The sequence below is a fragment of the Stenotrophomonas sp. YJH_SMC_110 genome (assembly GCF_059369255.1).
Genome location: NZ_JCAFSM010000001.1, coordinates 443,809 through 459,260, shown reverse-complemented (window position 1 = coordinate 459,260; position 15,452 = coordinate 443,809). Strand labels below are relative to the sequence as shown.

The 15,452-nt window shown below is 67.7% G+C and carries 15 protein-coding genes; 10 read left to right on the top strand and 5 right to left on the bottom strand.

Going from position 1 to position 15,452, the window contains the following annotated elements:
- The first annotated feature begins 48 nt into the window (after window positions 1-48).
- Entirely contained in the window at window positions 49-1,449 is a 1,401-nt protein-coding gene (smeF, locus tag AC5P6H_RS01965; protein WP_115444190.1) for a multidrug efflux RND transporter outer membrane subunit SmeF, read from the top strand.
- Window positions 1,450-1,591: 142 nt separating this feature from the next.
- Here the strand turns inward: smeF and AC5P6H_RS01960 are convergent, their stop codons facing one another.
- From AC5P6H_RS01960 to AC5P6H_RS01945, 4 genes are all read right to left on the bottom strand, one after another.
- On the bottom strand, window positions 1,592-2,014 hold the full coding sequence (locus AC5P6H_RS01960; RefSeq protein WP_032961193.1) for a low affinity iron permease family protein: 423 nt from the start codon (window positions 2,012-2,014) through the stop codon (window positions 1,592-1,594).
- Window positions 2,015-2,081: 67 nt separating this feature from the next.
- Complete coding sequence (locus tag AC5P6H_RS01955) at window positions 2,082-2,417, bottom strand: hypothetical protein (RefSeq protein ID WP_005411085.1); 336 nt, start codon at window positions 2,415-2,417, stop codon at window positions 2,082-2,084.
- Between the two features lie 75 nt (window positions 2,418-2,492).
- Complete coding sequence (locus AC5P6H_RS01950; protein WP_014648454.1) at window positions 2,493-2,753, bottom strand: hypothetical protein; 261 nt, start codon at window positions 2,751-2,753, stop codon at window positions 2,493-2,495.
- A gap of 199 nt (window positions 2,754-2,952) precedes the next feature.
- A complete protein-coding gene (locus AC5P6H_RS01945) occupies window positions 2,953-3,405 on the bottom strand; it encodes a nucleoside deaminase (protein ID WP_005419409.1) in 453 nt (150 codons plus the stop codon).
- Between the two features lie 80 nt (window positions 3,406-3,485).
- Between AC5P6H_RS01945 and ubiE the strand changes: the two genes are divergently transcribed.
- From ubiE to AC5P6H_RS01925, 4 genes are all read left to right on the top strand, one after another.
- The gene (ubiE, locus tag AC5P6H_RS01940) at window positions 3,486-4,247 is read left to right on the top strand and encodes a bifunctional demethylmenaquinone methyltransferase/2-methoxy-6-polyprenyl-1,4-benzoquinol methylase UbiE (RefSeq protein WP_005411082.1); all 762 of its coding nucleotides are present in this window, start codon (window positions 3,486-3,488) and stop codon (window positions 4,245-4,247) included.
- Window positions 4,248-4,547: 300 nt separating this feature from the next.
- Complete coding sequence (locus tag AC5P6H_RS01935) at window positions 4,548-6,476, top strand: M1 family metallopeptidase (protein ID WP_495202273.1); 1,929 nt, start codon at window positions 4,548-4,550, stop codon at window positions 6,474-6,476.
- Window positions 6,477-6,603: 127 nt separating this feature from the next.
- Complete coding sequence (locus tag AC5P6H_RS01930) at window positions 6,604-7,335, top strand: hypothetical protein (RefSeq protein ID WP_008265071.1); 732 nt, start codon at window positions 6,604-6,606, stop codon at window positions 7,333-7,335.
- The gene (locus tag AC5P6H_RS01925; protein ID WP_049406055.1) at window positions 7,335-7,955 is read left to right on the top strand and encodes an HAD family hydrolase; all 621 of its coding nucleotides are present in this window, start codon (window positions 7,335-7,337) and stop codon (window positions 7,953-7,955) included. The genes AC5P6H_RS01930 and AC5P6H_RS01925 overlap by 1 nt, the downstream gene beginning before the upstream one ends.
- A 187-nt stretch (window positions 7,956-8,142) precedes the next feature.
- Here the strand turns inward: AC5P6H_RS01925 and AC5P6H_RS01920 are convergent, their stop codons facing one another.
- On the bottom strand, window positions 8,143-9,081 hold the full coding sequence (locus tag AC5P6H_RS01920) for a carbohydrate kinase family protein (RefSeq protein WP_005411078.1): 939 nt from the start codon (window positions 9,079-9,081) through the stop codon (window positions 8,143-8,145).
- A 283-nt stretch (window positions 9,082-9,364) separates the two neighbouring features.
- Here AC5P6H_RS01920 and AC5P6H_RS01915 point away from each other — a divergent pair, with 283 nt between their 5' ends.
- The 5 genes from AC5P6H_RS01915 to rodA all read left to right on the top strand — a co-directional run bounded on the left by AC5P6H_RS01915 (window position 9,365) and on the right by rodA (window position 15,420).
- Window positions 9,365-10,411, top strand: a complete 1,047-nt coding sequence (locus tag AC5P6H_RS01915; RefSeq protein WP_005419402.1) for a rod shape-determining protein — start codon at window positions 9,365-9,367, stop codon at window positions 10,409-10,411.
- 121 nt (window positions 10,412-10,532) lie between these two features.
- Window positions 10,533-11,750 carry a rod shape-determining protein MreC gene (gene mreC, locus AC5P6H_RS01910; RefSeq protein ID WP_053496213.1) on the top strand — a complete coding sequence of 406 codons (1,218 nt, stop codon included), beginning with the start codon at window positions 10,533-10,535 and terminating at the stop codon, window positions 11,748-11,750.
- Window positions 11,747-12,232: a rod shape-determining protein MreD gene (gene mreD, locus AC5P6H_RS01905; protein ID WP_005419400.1), complete on the top strand. Its 486-nt coding sequence runs from the start codon at window positions 11,747-11,749 to the stop codon at window positions 12,230-12,232. The genes mreC and mreD overlap by 4 nt, the downstream gene beginning before the upstream one ends.
- A 3-nt stretch (window positions 12,233-12,235) precedes the next feature.
- A complete protein-coding gene (mrdA, locus tag AC5P6H_RS01900) occupies window positions 12,236-14,311 on the top strand; it encodes a penicillin-binding protein 2 (protein ID WP_053496216.1) in 2,076 nt (691 codons plus the stop codon).
- A complete protein-coding gene (gene rodA / locus AC5P6H_RS01895; protein WP_014648447.1) occupies window positions 14,308-15,420 on the top strand; it encodes a rod shape-determining protein RodA in 1,113 nt (370 codons plus the stop codon). The genes mrdA and rodA overlap by 4 nt, the downstream gene beginning before the upstream one ends.
- The last annotated feature ends 32 nt before the right edge of the window (window positions 15,421-15,452 follow it).

The following is a 15,452-nucleotide window of genomic DNA, read 5'->3' as shown; positions in this document are numbered from 1 at the left end:
TAGTGCCGGCCGCTGGCCGGCACTGCCTCCTGCCATCCGGCAGTACCGATGGAAGTGATCCCCATGAAAAGTGCATCCCTGTTCCTCTCCATTGCCGCCACGCTCGCGCTGGCCGGCTGCTCCACCCTGGCGCCGAAGAACACCGCCGTCGCTCCGGCGATTCCTGCGCAGTGGCCGGCCGAGGCCGCGCAGGGCGAGGTGGCCGATGTCGCCGCCGTCGGCTGGCGCGATTTCTTCACCGATGCGCGCCTGCAGCAGGTGATCGAGCAGTCGCTGCAGAACAACCGCGACCTGCGCGTGGCCGTGCTCAATGTCGAGCGCGCGCGTGGCCAGTACCGCGTGCAGCGCGCCGATCGCGTGCCCGGCGTGGCCGTGACCGGCCAGATGGACCGCCGTGGTACCGATGCCGGTGTCACCGAGCAGTTCAGCGCGGGCGTGGGTGTGGCCGAGTTCGAGCTGGACCTGTTCGGTCGCGTGCGCAACCTCAGCGAGGCGGCGCTGCAGCAGTACTTCGCCGTGGCTGCCAACCGCCGCAACGCGCAGCTGAGCCTGGTGGCCGAGACCGCCACCGCGTGGCTGACCTATGGGGCTGATGCGCAGCGGCTGAAGATCGCCGATGCCACGCTGAAGACCTACGAGGATTCGCTGCGCCTGGCCGAGGCCCGCCACGAACGCGGCGGCAGTTCGGCGCTGGAGCTGACCCAGACCCGTACCCTGGTCGAGACCGCACGCACCGATGCCGCGCGCCTGCGCGGCCAGCTGGCCCAGGACCGCAACGCACTGGCGCTGCTGGCCGGTGGCCAGCTCGATCCGGCACTGCTGCCGGACAGCATCGAACCGCAGCTGCTGGCGCTGGCCCCGCCGCCGGCCGGCCTGCCCAGCGACGTGCTGCTGCAGCGCCCGGACATCATGGCCGCCGAACACCAGCTGCTGGCCGCCAATGCCAACATCGGTGCGGCACGCGCAGCGTTCTTCCCGAGCATCTCGCTGACCGGCAGCATCGGCAGCGGCTCCAGCGAACTGTCCAACCTGTTCGACAGCGGCACCCGTGTGTGGAGCTTCCTGCCGAAGATCACCCTGCCGATCTTCCAGGGCGGCAAGCTGCGCGCCAACCTGGCCATCGCCAACGCGGATCGTGATATCGCACTGGCGCAGTACGAGAAGTCGATCCAGGTGGGATTCCGCGAAACGGCCGATGCGCTGGCGTTGAACGTCAGCCTGGATGAGCAGGTGAGTTCACAGCAGCGCCTGGTGGAAGCGGCCGAACAGGCCAATCGCCTGTCGCAGGCACGCTACGACGCGGGGCTGGACAGCTTTGTCACCCTGCTTGACGCGCGGCGTACCGCCTACAACGCGCAGCAGACCCAGCTGCAGGCGCAGCTGGCGCAGCAGGCCAACCGCATCACCCTGTACAAGGTGCTGGGCGGCGGCTGGCACGAGCGCGGGTAAGCAGTGCTTCTGGTAGGTGCCAACCTTGGTTGGCACAGGGCCAGCCGCCTGCGCTGACGCATCCGTGCCAACCAAGGTTGGCACCTACCTGGAGATCGAGGGTAGTGCCGGCCGTTGGCCGGCATTGTCATTCGGGGGCCTGCTATACCGCTTCATCGTCGCGCCGCGCCGCATGGCAGGCGCGAACGCGCGCCAGCGCATCGCCGGCTTCGCGCGCCATCTGCTCGTACTCGGCGCGGATCTCTTCCAGGCGCGCTTCATCCAGTTCTTCCAGATCCAACAGTTCGTTGTTGGCTTCGGCCGTCGCCCGGATCAGCTCGTCCAGCTTGATCTGCATCGCGGCAGTATCCGCGTTCTGCGTGTGCTGGATCAGGAACACCATCAGGAAGGTGATGATGGTGGTGCCGGTGTTGATCACCAGCTGCCAGGTGTCGTTGAAACCGAACACCGGGCCACTGATGCCCCAGATCACCACGATCGCTACTGCAGCCAGGAAGGTCCACGGCGAGCCGGTGGCGGCCGCGGCCTTCTTGGCGATCGTATTGAACAGGTTGCGTGCTTTCATCGTCGTCGTCCCACTCAGGTGACGAGGATGATCGGCAGTGGCCCGTGCAGGGGTTGTGCAGCGGCGGTCAGGCGCGCATGCGCTGCAGTCGTGGCGCCTGCAGGCTGCGCACCGGGCTGCTCTGGTAGACGTGCTGCCAGCAACGGTCGACGAACTCACGGGCCTGGGCTTCGCTCAGCCGCGGCATGATCTGCAGGGCGTATTGGGTCTGGAACATCTCGTCACGTTCGGCCTCGCTGGCGCGCGGCTGGGTGATCAGCGAATCACAGGCGAACTTGATCCACGGCACGTACGAGCCGAACGAGTTGTGCGGCAGTGCGCCTTCGGCATGTTGGCGGCGCCAGTGGTCAAGCTCGGCGTCAACGTTGATGACCGGAGGAATGGTGGGGACTTCAGCGTGCATGACAATCCAGTTCGGTTGAGTGGAAAGGGAGTGGGGGTTCATCCGAGTGTGGCGTATATGGCGGTGCATGCCGCGTCAGCGGGATGTGGAGCCTGCGTTGGCATGGCCGATCAACTGCGCATGTTCGACCGCACCGAGGTCTTCGGCCAGAGTGGCCATCGCATTGCACAGGCGTTCGTGGTCGAGCGGGTGGCGGCGGACCAGCTCCAGTTGCATGTGCTGATAGGCAGTCCAGAACGGCGCGCCGCGCCGGTGCAGCGCATATTGCTGCTGCAAGCGTTCGCGGATCGGATCGAGGATCGGGTCTGTCGTAGGGCGTACGGCGTGCGCGCACATGGCTGGCTCCGCCGGGGAAAGGGTGCCCCGGTGAACCCACCGTAGGCGTGTCAGCCGCGTGGGGTGTTACCGCAATGTGTGCGCGTGACCTGGCTGACTGTGCGCGCGGTCACGCCGATGCCCGCAAAGGCCGCCGGCACAAGGGCGCACCGGCGCTGAAGCGTTCATTAAATGTGTTGCAGAGACGAGCGCGCGTGGCTCATTCGCCGATGTCCTCGTTCCAGATGTCGGGATGACGGCTGATGAAATCGCCCAGCAGGTCCACGCATTCCTGGTTGTCCAGGTCGATCACGTTGACGCCGTTTTCGCGCAGCCAGTCGATGCCGCCCTGGAAGGTGCGCGATTCGCCCACCACCACGGTGCCGATGTTGAACTGGCGCACCAGGCCCGAGCAGTACCAGCACGGGGCCAGGGTGGTGACCATGATGGTGTCCTGGTAACGGCGCTGGCGGCCGGCCTTGCGGAAGGCGTCGGTTTCCCCATGTACCGACGGGTCGCCTTCCTGCACGCGGCGGTTGTGGCCGCAGCCGAGCAGGCGGCCGTCGTTGTGGTACAGCGCCGCGCCGATCGGCACGCCGCCCTCGGCCAGGCCCTGGCGGGCTTCGGCGATGGCGGTCTGCAGCAGGGCCTGGTAGTCGGGCGTGGTGATCATGCGGGGCTCCGGTAAGTCGTGGCCCGCCATCATACGGGCAGGGGGTGCCGCTGGCCCCCGGCGGTGCGATAATCGGGGCCATGAGCGAATCCCCCTACAAAGCCGGTACCACCCATTTCGGGTTCCGCGACGTCGCCGCCAAGGACAAGCAGAAGCTGGTCGGCCAGGTGTTCACCTCGGTCGCGCGCAACTACGACCTGATGAACGACCTGATGAGCCTGGGCGTGCACCGGGCGTGGAAGCGCTACTACGTGGCCACCGCGCAGGTGAAGCCGGGCGACCGCGTGCTCGACCTGGCCGGCGGCACCGGCGACATCGCCGCCCTGCTGAAGGAGCGCGTCGGCGCCGAGGGCTCGGTGGTGCTGGGCGACATCAACGCCGGCATGCTGTCGGTCGGCCGTGACCGCCTGACCAACCGCGGCCTCGTGCTCGGCCTGGACTACGTGCAGTGCAACGCCGAAGCCCTGCCGTTCCCGGACAACAGCTTCGATCTGGTCACCATTGCCTTCGGCCTGCGCAACGTGACCGACAAGGACGCTGGCCTGCGCGAGATGTACCGCGTGCTGAAGGTGGGCGGCCAGGCCCGCGTACTGGAATTCTCCGAAGTCACCGCGGACTGGTTCAAGCCGATCTACGACTTCCACTCGTTCAAGATCCTGCCCAAGCTGGGCAAGCTGTTCGCCAACGATTCGGACAGCTACCAGTACCTGGCCGAGAGCATCCGCAAGCACCCGCCGCAGGACGAACTGAAGGCGATGATGGGGCAGGCCGGCTTCGAGCGCTGCCACTACAAGAACCTGACCGGCGGCATCGTCTCGATCCACTCCGGCTACAAGCTGTAAGCCCTGCTCTGGTGGGTGCCAACTTGGTTGGCACTCGCCCGCTGCGGTCATCCGCTCTGGTAGGTGCCGACCTTGGTCGGCACGGGCCTGCCGCGTGCGTTGATGGATCCGTGCCAACCAAGGTGGGCACCTGCCTGTAGATGCCAACCAAGGTTGGCACCTACCTGTAGATGCCAACCTTGGTTGGCATGCGCCGGAGGCGCAGGAACGGCCCCGGCCTGCATTACCCCGCACCGCGCAACGCCTGCGCGGCCGGAGGGAGGTACCATTGGGGTTTGATCCCCGTAACGGTCCCGATTCATGCGTAACCCGCTGATGCTCCTTCCGCTGGCCGTGGCCCTGGCCGCCGGCTGCTCCCAGGAGGCGGCCGCGCCCGCCGCCGCCCCGACTGCCGCAAAGGCCCCCGCCGCCCCCGTGAACGCCGAGAACCGCAGCCACGACGAAAGCTCGTATGCCGAGCCGGACAAGGTCGTCATCAAGGACATCGCGCTGGATCTGAAGCTGGACTTCGACCAGAAGCAGATCGGCGGAACCGCCACCTACACCCTGGAATGGAAGCAGAAGGACGCCAAGCAGCTGGTGCTCGACACCCGCGAGCTGACCGTGTCCAAGGTCGAGGCCGTCGGTGCCGATGGCGCGCGCAGCCCGCTGCAGTTCGCGCTGGCCCCGGTCGACAAGGTGTTCGGCAGCAAGCTGACCATCGAGACCCCGGAACAGCCGGCCAAGGTGGAAGTGACCTACCACACCGCACCGACCGCCTCGGGCCTGCAGTGGCTGGCGCCGTCGATGACCGAAGGCAAGAAGCTGCCCTTCATGTTCAGCCAGTCGCAGGCCATCCACGCCCGCTCCTGGGTGCCGCTGCAGGACACCCCGAGCGTGCGTTTCACCTACAGCGCGCACGTGGTCTCGCGCCCGGACGTGATGGTGCTGATGAGCGCCGACAACGATCCGAAGGCCGCGCGTGACGGTGACTACACCTTCAAGATGCCGCAGCCGATTCCGTCCTACCTGCTGGCCATCGCCGCCGGCGACCTGGTGTTCGAGCCGATCTCCGGCCGCTCCGGCGTCTGGGCCGAGCCGACCATGGTCAACAAGGCCGCCAAGGAATTCGAAGACACCGAGAAGATGATCGGTGCCGCCGAGAAGCTCTACGGCGAATACCGCTGGGGCCGCTACGACATGCTGGTGCTGCCGCCGTCGTTCCCGTTCGGCGGCATGGAGAATCCGCGCCTGACCTTCGCCACCCCGACCGTGATCGTCGGTGACAAGTCGCTGGTCTCGCTGGTCGCCCATGAACTGGCGCACAGCTGGTCGGGCAACCTGGTGACCAACGCCAGCTGGAAGGACATCTGGCTCAATGAAGGCTTCACCACCTACGTCCAGGGCCGCATCACCGAAGCCCTGTACGGCAAGGAGATGGCCGAGATGGAGAAGCAGATCGACCAGACCGACCTGCTGGCCGAAGTGAAGGACATGAGCCCGGCCGACCAGGCGCTGGCGCTGCCGCCGCTGAACGAGCGTGACCCCGACGAAGCCCTCAGCCAGGTCGCCTACGTCAAGGGTTCGTGGTTCCTGGAATTCCTGGAGCAGCGCTTCGGCCGCGAGACCTTCGATCCGTTCCTGCGCGGCTGGTTCGATGACCATGCCTTCCAGAGCGCGAACACCGACCAGTTCGTCGCGTACATGAAGAAGAACCTGCTGCCGAAGAATCCCTCGGCAGTGACCGAGGCCGAACTGAAGGCGTGGCTGGACGAGCCGGGCATTCCGGCGTTCGCGGCCAAGGCGCAGTCGCGCAACTTCAGCAGCGTCGATACCGCGCGCATTGCCTTCGCCAGCGCCGGCACCGTGCCGAGCAGCCAGGTCATCGCCGACTGGAGCACGCAGGAATGGGTGCGCTTCATCGACGGCCTGGGTGCGACCCAGCCGCTGGACAAGCTGGCCACGCTGGACAAGGCGTTCCACTTCACCGGCACCCCGAATGGCGAGATCGCCATGCGCTGGTACCCGCTGGCGATCCGCAGCGGCTACGAGCAGGCCAATGAAGGTGCTGCCGCGTTCATCGAGCGCGTCGGCCGTCGCAAGCTGATCCTGCCGATCTACGCCGAACTGGTGAAGACCCCGAAGGGGCTGGAGCTGGCCAAGCAGGCCTTTGAAAAGGCCAAGCCGGGCTACCACCCGATCACCACGGCCTCGGTCCAGGACATGCTGGCCAAGGCTGAAGCCAAGTAACCGGTGGTGCCGGCCGCTGGCCGGCAACCGGTCACTGCTTCACCAGCTACGGCGGGGAAACCCGCCGTTGCTGTATCCGCTTTTCGCTGCCGATAGAATCGGGATGCACTCGCATAGGACCTCCGCCATGAAACGACTGATCCTGCTCACCGCCTGCACCCTGGCCCTGGCCGCCTGCAGCAACCCCGAGGAAGAGCGCAAGGCGCAGGAAGCCGCCGCGGCCGCCGTGCAGGCGCAGAAGGAAGCCAAGGCCGAGGACGTGGCCAAGCAGTACGACATGGCCGTGGCCGCGCAGGACTGGGAACGCGCGCGCCTGCATGGCGCCTCGCTGCTGGACCAGTACAAGGACACCGCCGCCGCCGAGCGCATCGCCGCGGGCTTCGACGAGGTCAAGGCCAAGGGCGATGCCGCGCGCGACCTGCGCCGCATGCAGGCGCTGTGGCAGTACAACCAGATCCCGGTGGGCAACAAGGGCAACCAGGTTTCGGCGCAGATCTACAGCAAGGAACGGGTGGACGTGGATGGCAGCGGCGCCAAGCCGGTGCAGCTGGTGTTCCGCGATCACCCGGAGTGGAAGCGGCACGCTTACCTGGTGCTGCAGGCCGGCGATTTCCGCTGCCCGCAGTGCACGGTGAAGGTGACCGTGGACGATGGCAAGCCGGTGTCGATGGCGGCCTGGCGCCCGAAGACCGATGAAGCCATCGCCCTGTTCATCACCGACCAGAAGGCGTTGTGGAAGCTGGCGCGCAAGGGCAAGTCGATCAGCATCGAGTTCCCGGTCAAGGCTGGCGGCACGCGTACGGCCGTCTTCGAGACCGGCGGTGTCGACGCCAGTCGCATGCCGCAGTGGTGGCAGTGATGATCGCGACGGGCAGCGCAGTGCACGCGTTGTCCGCGATCCGGCACTGGGTCTTCGACATGGATGGCACGCTGACCGTCGCCGTGCATGATTTCGCCGCGATCCGCCGTGCGCTGCAGATCGCGGCCGAGGAGGACATCCTGGACCATATCGCAGCGTTGCCGGATGCGCCGGCGCAGGCCAAGCGTGAGTGGCTGCTGGATCACGAACGTGTGCTGGCCGAGGAGGCGCTGCCGGCGCCGGGTGCGGTGACGCTGCTGCGTGCGCTGGCAGCCGACGGTTGCCGGCTGGGCATCCTGACCCGCAACGATCATGCGCTGGCGAAGCTGACGCTGGACGCGATCGGGGTCGGGGAACTGTTCGATGATGCCGACATCGTCGGCCGTGATGAAGCGGTGCCCAAGCCCTCGCCGGATGGCCTGCAGCAGCACCTGCGGCGCTGGGGCATTGCAGCGAGGGAGGCGGTGATGGTCGGCGACCACGCCTACGACCTGGAGTGCGGCCGCGCCGCGGGCGCCCATACCGTACTGGTCAACCTGCCGGAAAACCCGTGGCCCGGCCGTGCCGACTGGCATTTCGCCGATTGCCGCGCGCTGTTGGCGGCCTGGCAGGCCGCATGACCGTGTAGAGCCGAGCCCACGCTCGGCTGCTCTGCGGTCAGATCGCGCAGGCGCGCGCAAGCCGAGCATGGGCTCGGCTCTACAGAGAGCAGGCAACGTGTCGGTCGGAAGTTCCGGTAGTGCCGGCCGCCGGCCGGCAGTGTCGACCCAGGTCGACACCCACCGAGCGATGCGCGGGCAGTTCGGTTTACGCGCCCAGCGCGTAACCGAACTGCTGCTTGAACTGCTCGTTGAACTCATCGAAGGTGAAGCGCTGGTTCTGCGTGCCCGGGTGCTCGACCTTCAGTGCGCCCATCAGGTTGCCCATGCGGCCGATGGTCAGCCAGTCGTAGCCCTTCTGGATGCCGTAGATCAGGCCGGCGCGGAAGGCGTCGCCACAGCCGGTCGGGTCGACCACGCGGCGCTCGTGCGCCGGCGGGATGTCGTAGCTCTTTTCCGGGGTGTGGATGACCGCGCCCTTCGGGCCGCGGGTGGTGATGTAGGCCTTGACCCGGCTGACGATCTCCTTTTCGTCCCAGCCGGTGCGCTCCTGCAGCAGGTTCGACTCGTAGTCGTTGACCACCACGTAGTCGGCCTGGTCGATGAAGGCGCGCAGCTCCGGGCCGTTGAACAGCGGCATGGCCTGGCCCGGGTCGAAGATGAACGGGATGCCGTCCTCGTGGAATTCCTGCGCGTTCTGGATCATGCCTTCGCGGCCGTCCGGGCCGACCAGGCCCAGGGTCACGCCCGGCACGCCGCGCACATGGTTCTCGTAGGAACGCATCATCGCACCCGGGTGGAAGGCGGTGATCTGGTTGTTGTCGTGGTCGGTGGTGATGAACGCCTGCGGGGTGAACAGCTCATCGATCACGCGCACGCGCGACAGGTCGATGCCCAGGCCTTCGAAGTACTCGCGGTACGGGCCGAAGTCCGAACCCACGGTGCCCATCGGGATCGGCTGGCCGCCCAGCAGGTGCAGGTTGTAGGCGATGTTGCCGGCGCAGCCGCCGAACTCGCGGCGCATGCGCGGCACCAGGAAGGACACGTTCAGGATGTGCACCTTGTCCGGCAGGATGTGATTCTTGAACTGGTCCGGAAACACCATGATGGTGTCGAAGGCAAGAGAACCACAGATCAGAGCGGACATCGATGTAAGCCTATGCGGTGAATTTTGGGGTGGGCCAGCCCGGTTCAGCGGGCAAGCAAACGGCGCCCTTGGGCGCCCGACGGCGCAAAGGTTACCCGCTGGTGCCGCTCAGGGCCAGAACCGGGTGATGCCCGATCAGGCCGAAAGCCTGTGAAGACGCGGGTTCAGCTAGTTTTTTCCTTGCTCGGCGGCAGGCGGGTTGCTAGGCTTGTCGGCCTCGATTTCTGCCCATTTTTTCGCCATCCCGCGGCGGGCACGACACCCCTCAGGACTCCTTCCTCAGATGTTCAAGAAACTCCGTGGCATGTTCTCCAACGACCTGTCCATCGACCTGGGCACGGCCAACACCCTCATCTACGTGCGCGGGCAGGGGATCGTGCTGAACGAGCCGTCGGTCGTGGCCGTGCGCCAGGACCGTGCCATCGGTGGCACCCGCTCGGTGGCAGCCGTGGGCGCCGAAGCCAAGCAGATGCTGGGCCGTACCCCGGGTCACATCACCACCATCCGCCCGATGAAGGACGGCGTCATCGCCGACTTCACCTACACCGAGGCGATGCTCAAGCACTTCATCAAGAAGGTGCACAAATCGCGCGTGCTGCGCCCGAGCCCGCGCGTGCTGGTCTGCGTGCCGGCCGGCTCGACCCAGGTCGAGCGCCGCGCGATCAAGGAATCGGCCGAGGAAGCCGGTGCCCGTGACGTGTTCCTGATCGAAGAACCGATGGCGGCCGCGATCGGCGCCGGCATGCCGGTCACCGAGGCCCGTGGCTCGATGGTCATCGACATCGGCGGCGGCACCACCGAAGTGGCGGTGATCTCGCTCAACGGCATCGTCTATTCGGCCTCGGTCCGCATCGGCGGCGACCGCTTCGACGAGTCGATCACCAACTACGTGCGCCGCAACCACGGCATGCTGATCGGTGAAGCCACCGCCGAGCGCATCAAGGTCGAGCTGGGCTGCGCCTACCCGCAGGCGGAAGTGATCGAGATGGAAATCTCTGGCCGCAACCTCGCCGAGGGCGTGCCGAAGATGATCAAGATCAGCTCCAACGAGGTGCTCGAGGCCCTGCACGAGCCGCTGTCGGGCATCGTCAGCGCGGTCAAGCTGGCGCTGGAGCAGACCCCGCCGGAACTGTGCGCCGACGTCGCCGAGCGCGGCATCGTGCTGACCGGTGGTGGCGCCCTGCTGCGCGATCTGGACCGCCTGATCTCCGAGGAAACCGGCCTGCACGTGCAGGTGGCCGACGATCCGCTGACCTGCGTGGCCCGCGGTGGCGGCCGTGCGCTGGAGCTGGTGGACATGCACGGCAACGAGTTCTTTGCGCCGGAATAAGCCGTCCCGGCCGTTCCTGCCCGCCGCGCCCTTCCGGGGTGCGGCCCGCCGTGATGGCGGGCCGGCACCGGCGGGGCGCCCGCGTGTTTCCCTTTCGCCTTCTGCCAGTTGAATCGTTGCCGTGCCGCCCTACGCCGGTCCTCCCGTTGCCTCCCGATCCGGTGATGCCGCCAGCCCCCTGCGGTTGCTGGCCTATCTCGCGTTGGCCATCACCCTGATCGTGCTCGATGACCAGGCCGGCTGGCTGGCGCGCCTGCGCGAGCAGGCCAACAGCCTGGTGCAGCCGGTATGGGCGCTGGCCGGCCTGCCCGGCAAGCTCGGCAACCAGGTCAAGGATTCCGCCGCCAGCCATACCCAGCTGGTGACCGAGAATCGCGAACTGCGCAACCAGCTGCTGCTGGCCAACGCGCGCCTGACCCGCCTGCAGACCGCCGCGCTGGACAATGCCCAGCTGCGCGAACTGCTGAACGTGGCCGAGCGCAGCGGCCTGGACGTGCAGCTGGCGCCGATCCTGGACATCGACCTGGACCCGGTGAAGCAGCGCCTGGTGCTCGACGCCGGCACCCGCGAAGGCGTGCACGTCGGCCAGGCGGTGATCGATGCCGGCGGCTTGATGGGGCAGGTGATCAGCGTCACCGGCGGCACCTCCACCGTGCTGCTGCTGACCGACCCCGACCACGCGGTGCCCGTTACCGTGGCCCGCAACGGCGTGCGCCTGATCGTCTACGGCCGCGGCGACACGCTGGAGCTGCGCGACATTCCGCTCAGCGCCGGCGTGGAAGTGGGCGATGAGATCGTTACCTCCGGCCTCGGCGGGCGCTTCCCGGCCGGCTTCCCGGTCGGCACCATCACCGGCCTGCGCCCGGACGACACCCACGCCTTCCTGGTCGGCGAACTGAAGCCGGCGGCCCAGCTCGACCGCGGCCGCGACGTGCTGCTGCTGCGCCCGGGCGCGGCGATCCGCATTCCGCCGGAACTGCGCCTGCAGCTGGAAGAAACCGCCCCGGGGGGGCCGGCCACCGGCGCCAGCGTGCCTGCGGGAGCCGCGCCAGCGGCAACGACGCCGGCTCCGGCCAGCTCCCCGGTAGTGCCGGCCGCTGGCCGGCAACAGCCCTCGTCGCAAACGAGGACTGTTGCCCCCGCATCCTCCCTTACCCCCGCGCCTTCGGCGCGCCCCCCTCAGCCGACTGCACCTTCGGTGCAACCGGCCCGCGCATCCTCCCTTACCCCCGCGCCGTTGGCGCGCCCCCCTCAACAAGAGGGGGGCTCCACCCCAGCCGGGTCCACGGTAGTGCCGGCCGCTGGCCGGCAACCGACCACGCCGGAGGCCCAGCGATGAGCCGCCTGCGCGACAACCCGTGGGTGCTGCCGGCCAGCCTGGTGGTGGCGCTGCTGCTGGGCCTGCTGCCGTTGCCGGCGCTGCTGCAGCCGCTGCGCCCGTACTGGCTGGCGCTGGTGCTGGCGTACTGGGTCATCGAAGCCCCCGAGCGCGTCGGCCTGGGCATCGCCTTCGCCAGCGGCGTGGTTGCCGACCTGCTGTACGGCGGCGTGCTGGGCGAACAGGCGCTGCGGCTGGTGATGCTGGCCTTCATCCTGCAGCGCTTCCGCGCCCGCATCCGCTTCTTCCCGATGTCCCAGCAGATGCTGGCCATCGGCGGCCTGCTGTTCAACGACCGTATCGTCAGCGCGCTGGTCCACATCGTGGTGGATGAGCCGACCCTGCCGTGGTCGTACTGGTGGGCACCGCTGCTGGGCATGGGCCTGTGGCCGCTGGTGTTCGTGCTGCTGGACGCGGTGCGCTTCGGCAAGCGCGGGCGCTGAGCCATGATCCCGCGCCGCCAGGTCAAGAACCCGCACGCCGAAGCCGAACAGTTCCGCCGCCGCGCGGCGCTGGGCTTCCTGGGCGTGCTGGTCTGCCTGCTGGGCCTGGGCGGCTGGTACTTCAAGCTGCAGGTGCTGGACCACGACGTCTATGCCACGCGCTCGGAAGCCAACCGCATCAAGCCGCGGCCGGTGGTGCCCGGGCGCGGCATGATCTACGACCGCAATGGCCGCCTGCTGGCCGAGAACGTGCCGGCCTTCCGCCTGGACGTGACCCCGGACAAGGTCAAGGACATGGACGCCACCCTGGAAGGGCTGGCGAAGATCATCAACATCAGCCCGGAAGAGCTGGAAGCGTTCAACAAGTCGCGCAAGGCGCGCCGCAAGTTCCTGCCGGTCACGCTGAAGCTGCGCATGAGCGACGAGGAGATGGCGCGCTTCGCGGTCGACCGCTGGCGCTTCCCCGGCGTCGAGCTGGAGCCCTACCTGACCCGCCGCTACCCCTACGGCGATCTGTTCGCGCACATCATCGGCTACGTTGGCCGCGTTGATGACAAGGATCTGGAGATCCTCGGCGAAGGCAATGCCGCGCTGACCCACATCGGCAAGTCCGGCCTGGAGCGTTACTACGAGCAGCAGCTGCGCGGCAAGGTCGGCTACGAGCAGGTCGAGACCAACGTGCAGGGGCGCGCGATCCGCACCATCGGCCGCGTCGCCGCGCAGTCCGGCGCCGACCTGCGGCTGTCGATCGACGCCGACCTGCAGCGCGCCATGGTGGCCGCCTTCGGCGACCAGGAAGGCTCGGCGGTGGCGATGGACCCGCGCACCGGCGAAGTGCTGGCGATGGTCAGCCTGCCGTCCTACGACCCCAACCTGTTCGTCAACGGCATCTCGCATGCCGACTTCAAGGCGCTGAACGAAAACCCGTCGCGGCCGCAGTTCAACCGCCTGGTGCTCGGTGGCGTCGCCCCCGGTTCCACGCTGAAGCCGCTGATCGGCCTGGCCGGCCTGGATTCGGGCGTTCGACGCCCGGAAGACAAGGTGCTGTCCACCGGCATGTTCTATCTGCCGGGCACTTCCCGCGGCTGGGGTGACGCCCACCGTGGCGGCCATGGCTGGACCGACCTGCGCAAGTCCATCGCCGAATCGGTCAACACCTACTACTACAAGCTGGCGCTGGACCTGGGCATCGAGCGCTTCGACCATTACATGGAGTACTACGGCTTCGGCCAGCCGACCGGCATCGACCTCACCGGCGAGATCGGCGGCATCCTGCCGTCGCCGGCCTACAAGCGGAAGAGCCGCAAGGAAGCCTGGTACCCCGGTGATACGGTCAACATCAGCATCGGCCAGGGTGACTGGAAGGTCACCCCGCTGCAGCTGGCGCGCGGCGTCAGCGGTCTGGCCGATGGCCAGCTGCGCACCCCGCACCTGGTGATCCAGCAGCGCGAGGGTTTCGACAGCGACTGGTCGGCGATGCCGGCTGGCGAGAGCAAGCCGGTCAGCCCCAACCCCGCCAACGTGCAGGCCGTGCGCGAGGGCATGATGGCGACCATGCGGCCCGGCGGCAGCGGCTGGCGCGTGGCAGTGGGTGCGCCGTACGTGATGGCCGGCAAGACCGGTACCGCGCAGGTCATCAGCCGAAAGGGCACGGCGGCGGTGAATCCGAAGAGCCTGCCGATGCACCTGCGCCACCGCGCGCTGTTCGTCGGCTTCGCACCGGTGGAAAACCCGGTGATCGCGATCGCGGTGGCCGTGGAAGGCGGCGGCTATGGTGGTTCGGCGGCCGCGCCGATCGCACGCAAGGTGTTCGACGCCTACCTGCTGGGCAAGATGCCCGAAGGCATGCAGCCACTGGACAGCGAGCGCGGCACCACCGCCATCGGCGCCACCGCGTTCGACAACGAAGATGCCGGCGCGCGCCAGGCTGGCGACCTCGCCGCGGCGCAGCTGGGTGAACATCCGGTGCTGGTCGGCGTGCCGGCGCCGGAACCTGTACCCGCACCGCAGCCGGGTACGCCGGCCGCCGCCGCGTTGCCCGCCACGCCACGCCCGACCGTCGCGGAGCCCGTACGATGAGAGTGTTCCTGCGCTGGGCCGGCGACATGCTGCGCCGCTTCTTCAGCACGCTGGACTGGGTGCTGTGCCTGGCCCTGGGGACGCTGATGGTGATCGGCCTGGCCACCCTGAAGAGCGCCGGTGGCGACAGCCTGGTGATGGCCCAGGGCGCGCGCTTCGCCGTGGGCATGGCCGCGCTGTGGGGCATCTCGCGGGTGCCGATCCTGCGCATCCGCTCGGCTACGCCGATGATCTACGCGATCTCGATGATCCCGTTGCTGGCGGTGTTCGTGCTGGGCACCGGCAAGTACGGCCGGCAGTGGCTGGACCTGAAATTCTTCTACCTGCAGCCGGCCGAGCTGCTGAAGGTCAGCCTGCCGATGATGGTGGCCTGGTACCTGCACAAAATGCCGCTGCCGCCGCGCTTCAACACCGTGCTCGTGGCCCTGGTCATCATCGGCGTGCCCACTGGCCTGGTGATGCTGCAGCCGGACTTCGGTACTGGTGTGCTGATCGCTGCCAGTGGCGTGTTCGTGCTGTTGTTGGCCGGCCTGCCGTGGTGGTGGGTCGGCCTGGGTGTGGGTGGCGTGGCCGCGGTCGCGCCGGTGGCCTGGTTCTGGTTGCTGCGGCCGTACCAGAAGGACCGCATCATGATGTTCCTGGACCCGGAGATGGATGCGCTGGGGGCCGGGTGGAACATCATCCAGTCGAAGATCGCGATCGGTTCCGGCGGCTTCGATGGCAAGGGCTGGGGCGAGGGCTCGCAGTCGCACCTGAACTTCATTCCCGAACAGACCACCGACTTCGCGTTCTCGGTGCTGAGCGAGGAGTTCGGCTGGATCGGCGTGGCCACCGTGCTGGCGCTGTACCTGGTGGTGATCGGGCGCTGCCTGTGGATCGCCAGCCAGTCGCGCGATTCGTATTCGCGCCTGCTGGCCGGCGCCACCGGCCTGGCGTTCTTCGTCTATGTGCTGGTGAACGGCGGGATGATTTCTGGCCTGCTGCCGGTGGTGGGCGTGCCGATGCCGCTGATCAGCTACGGCGGTACCTCGGCGGTGTCACTGCTGGCCGGCTTCGGATTGGTGATGGCGGTGCGCAGTCACAACCCGGTGCACGGCGGCTACGGCTGAGTACGGCGTCGGGGTCAGAACCCTTTTTCCAC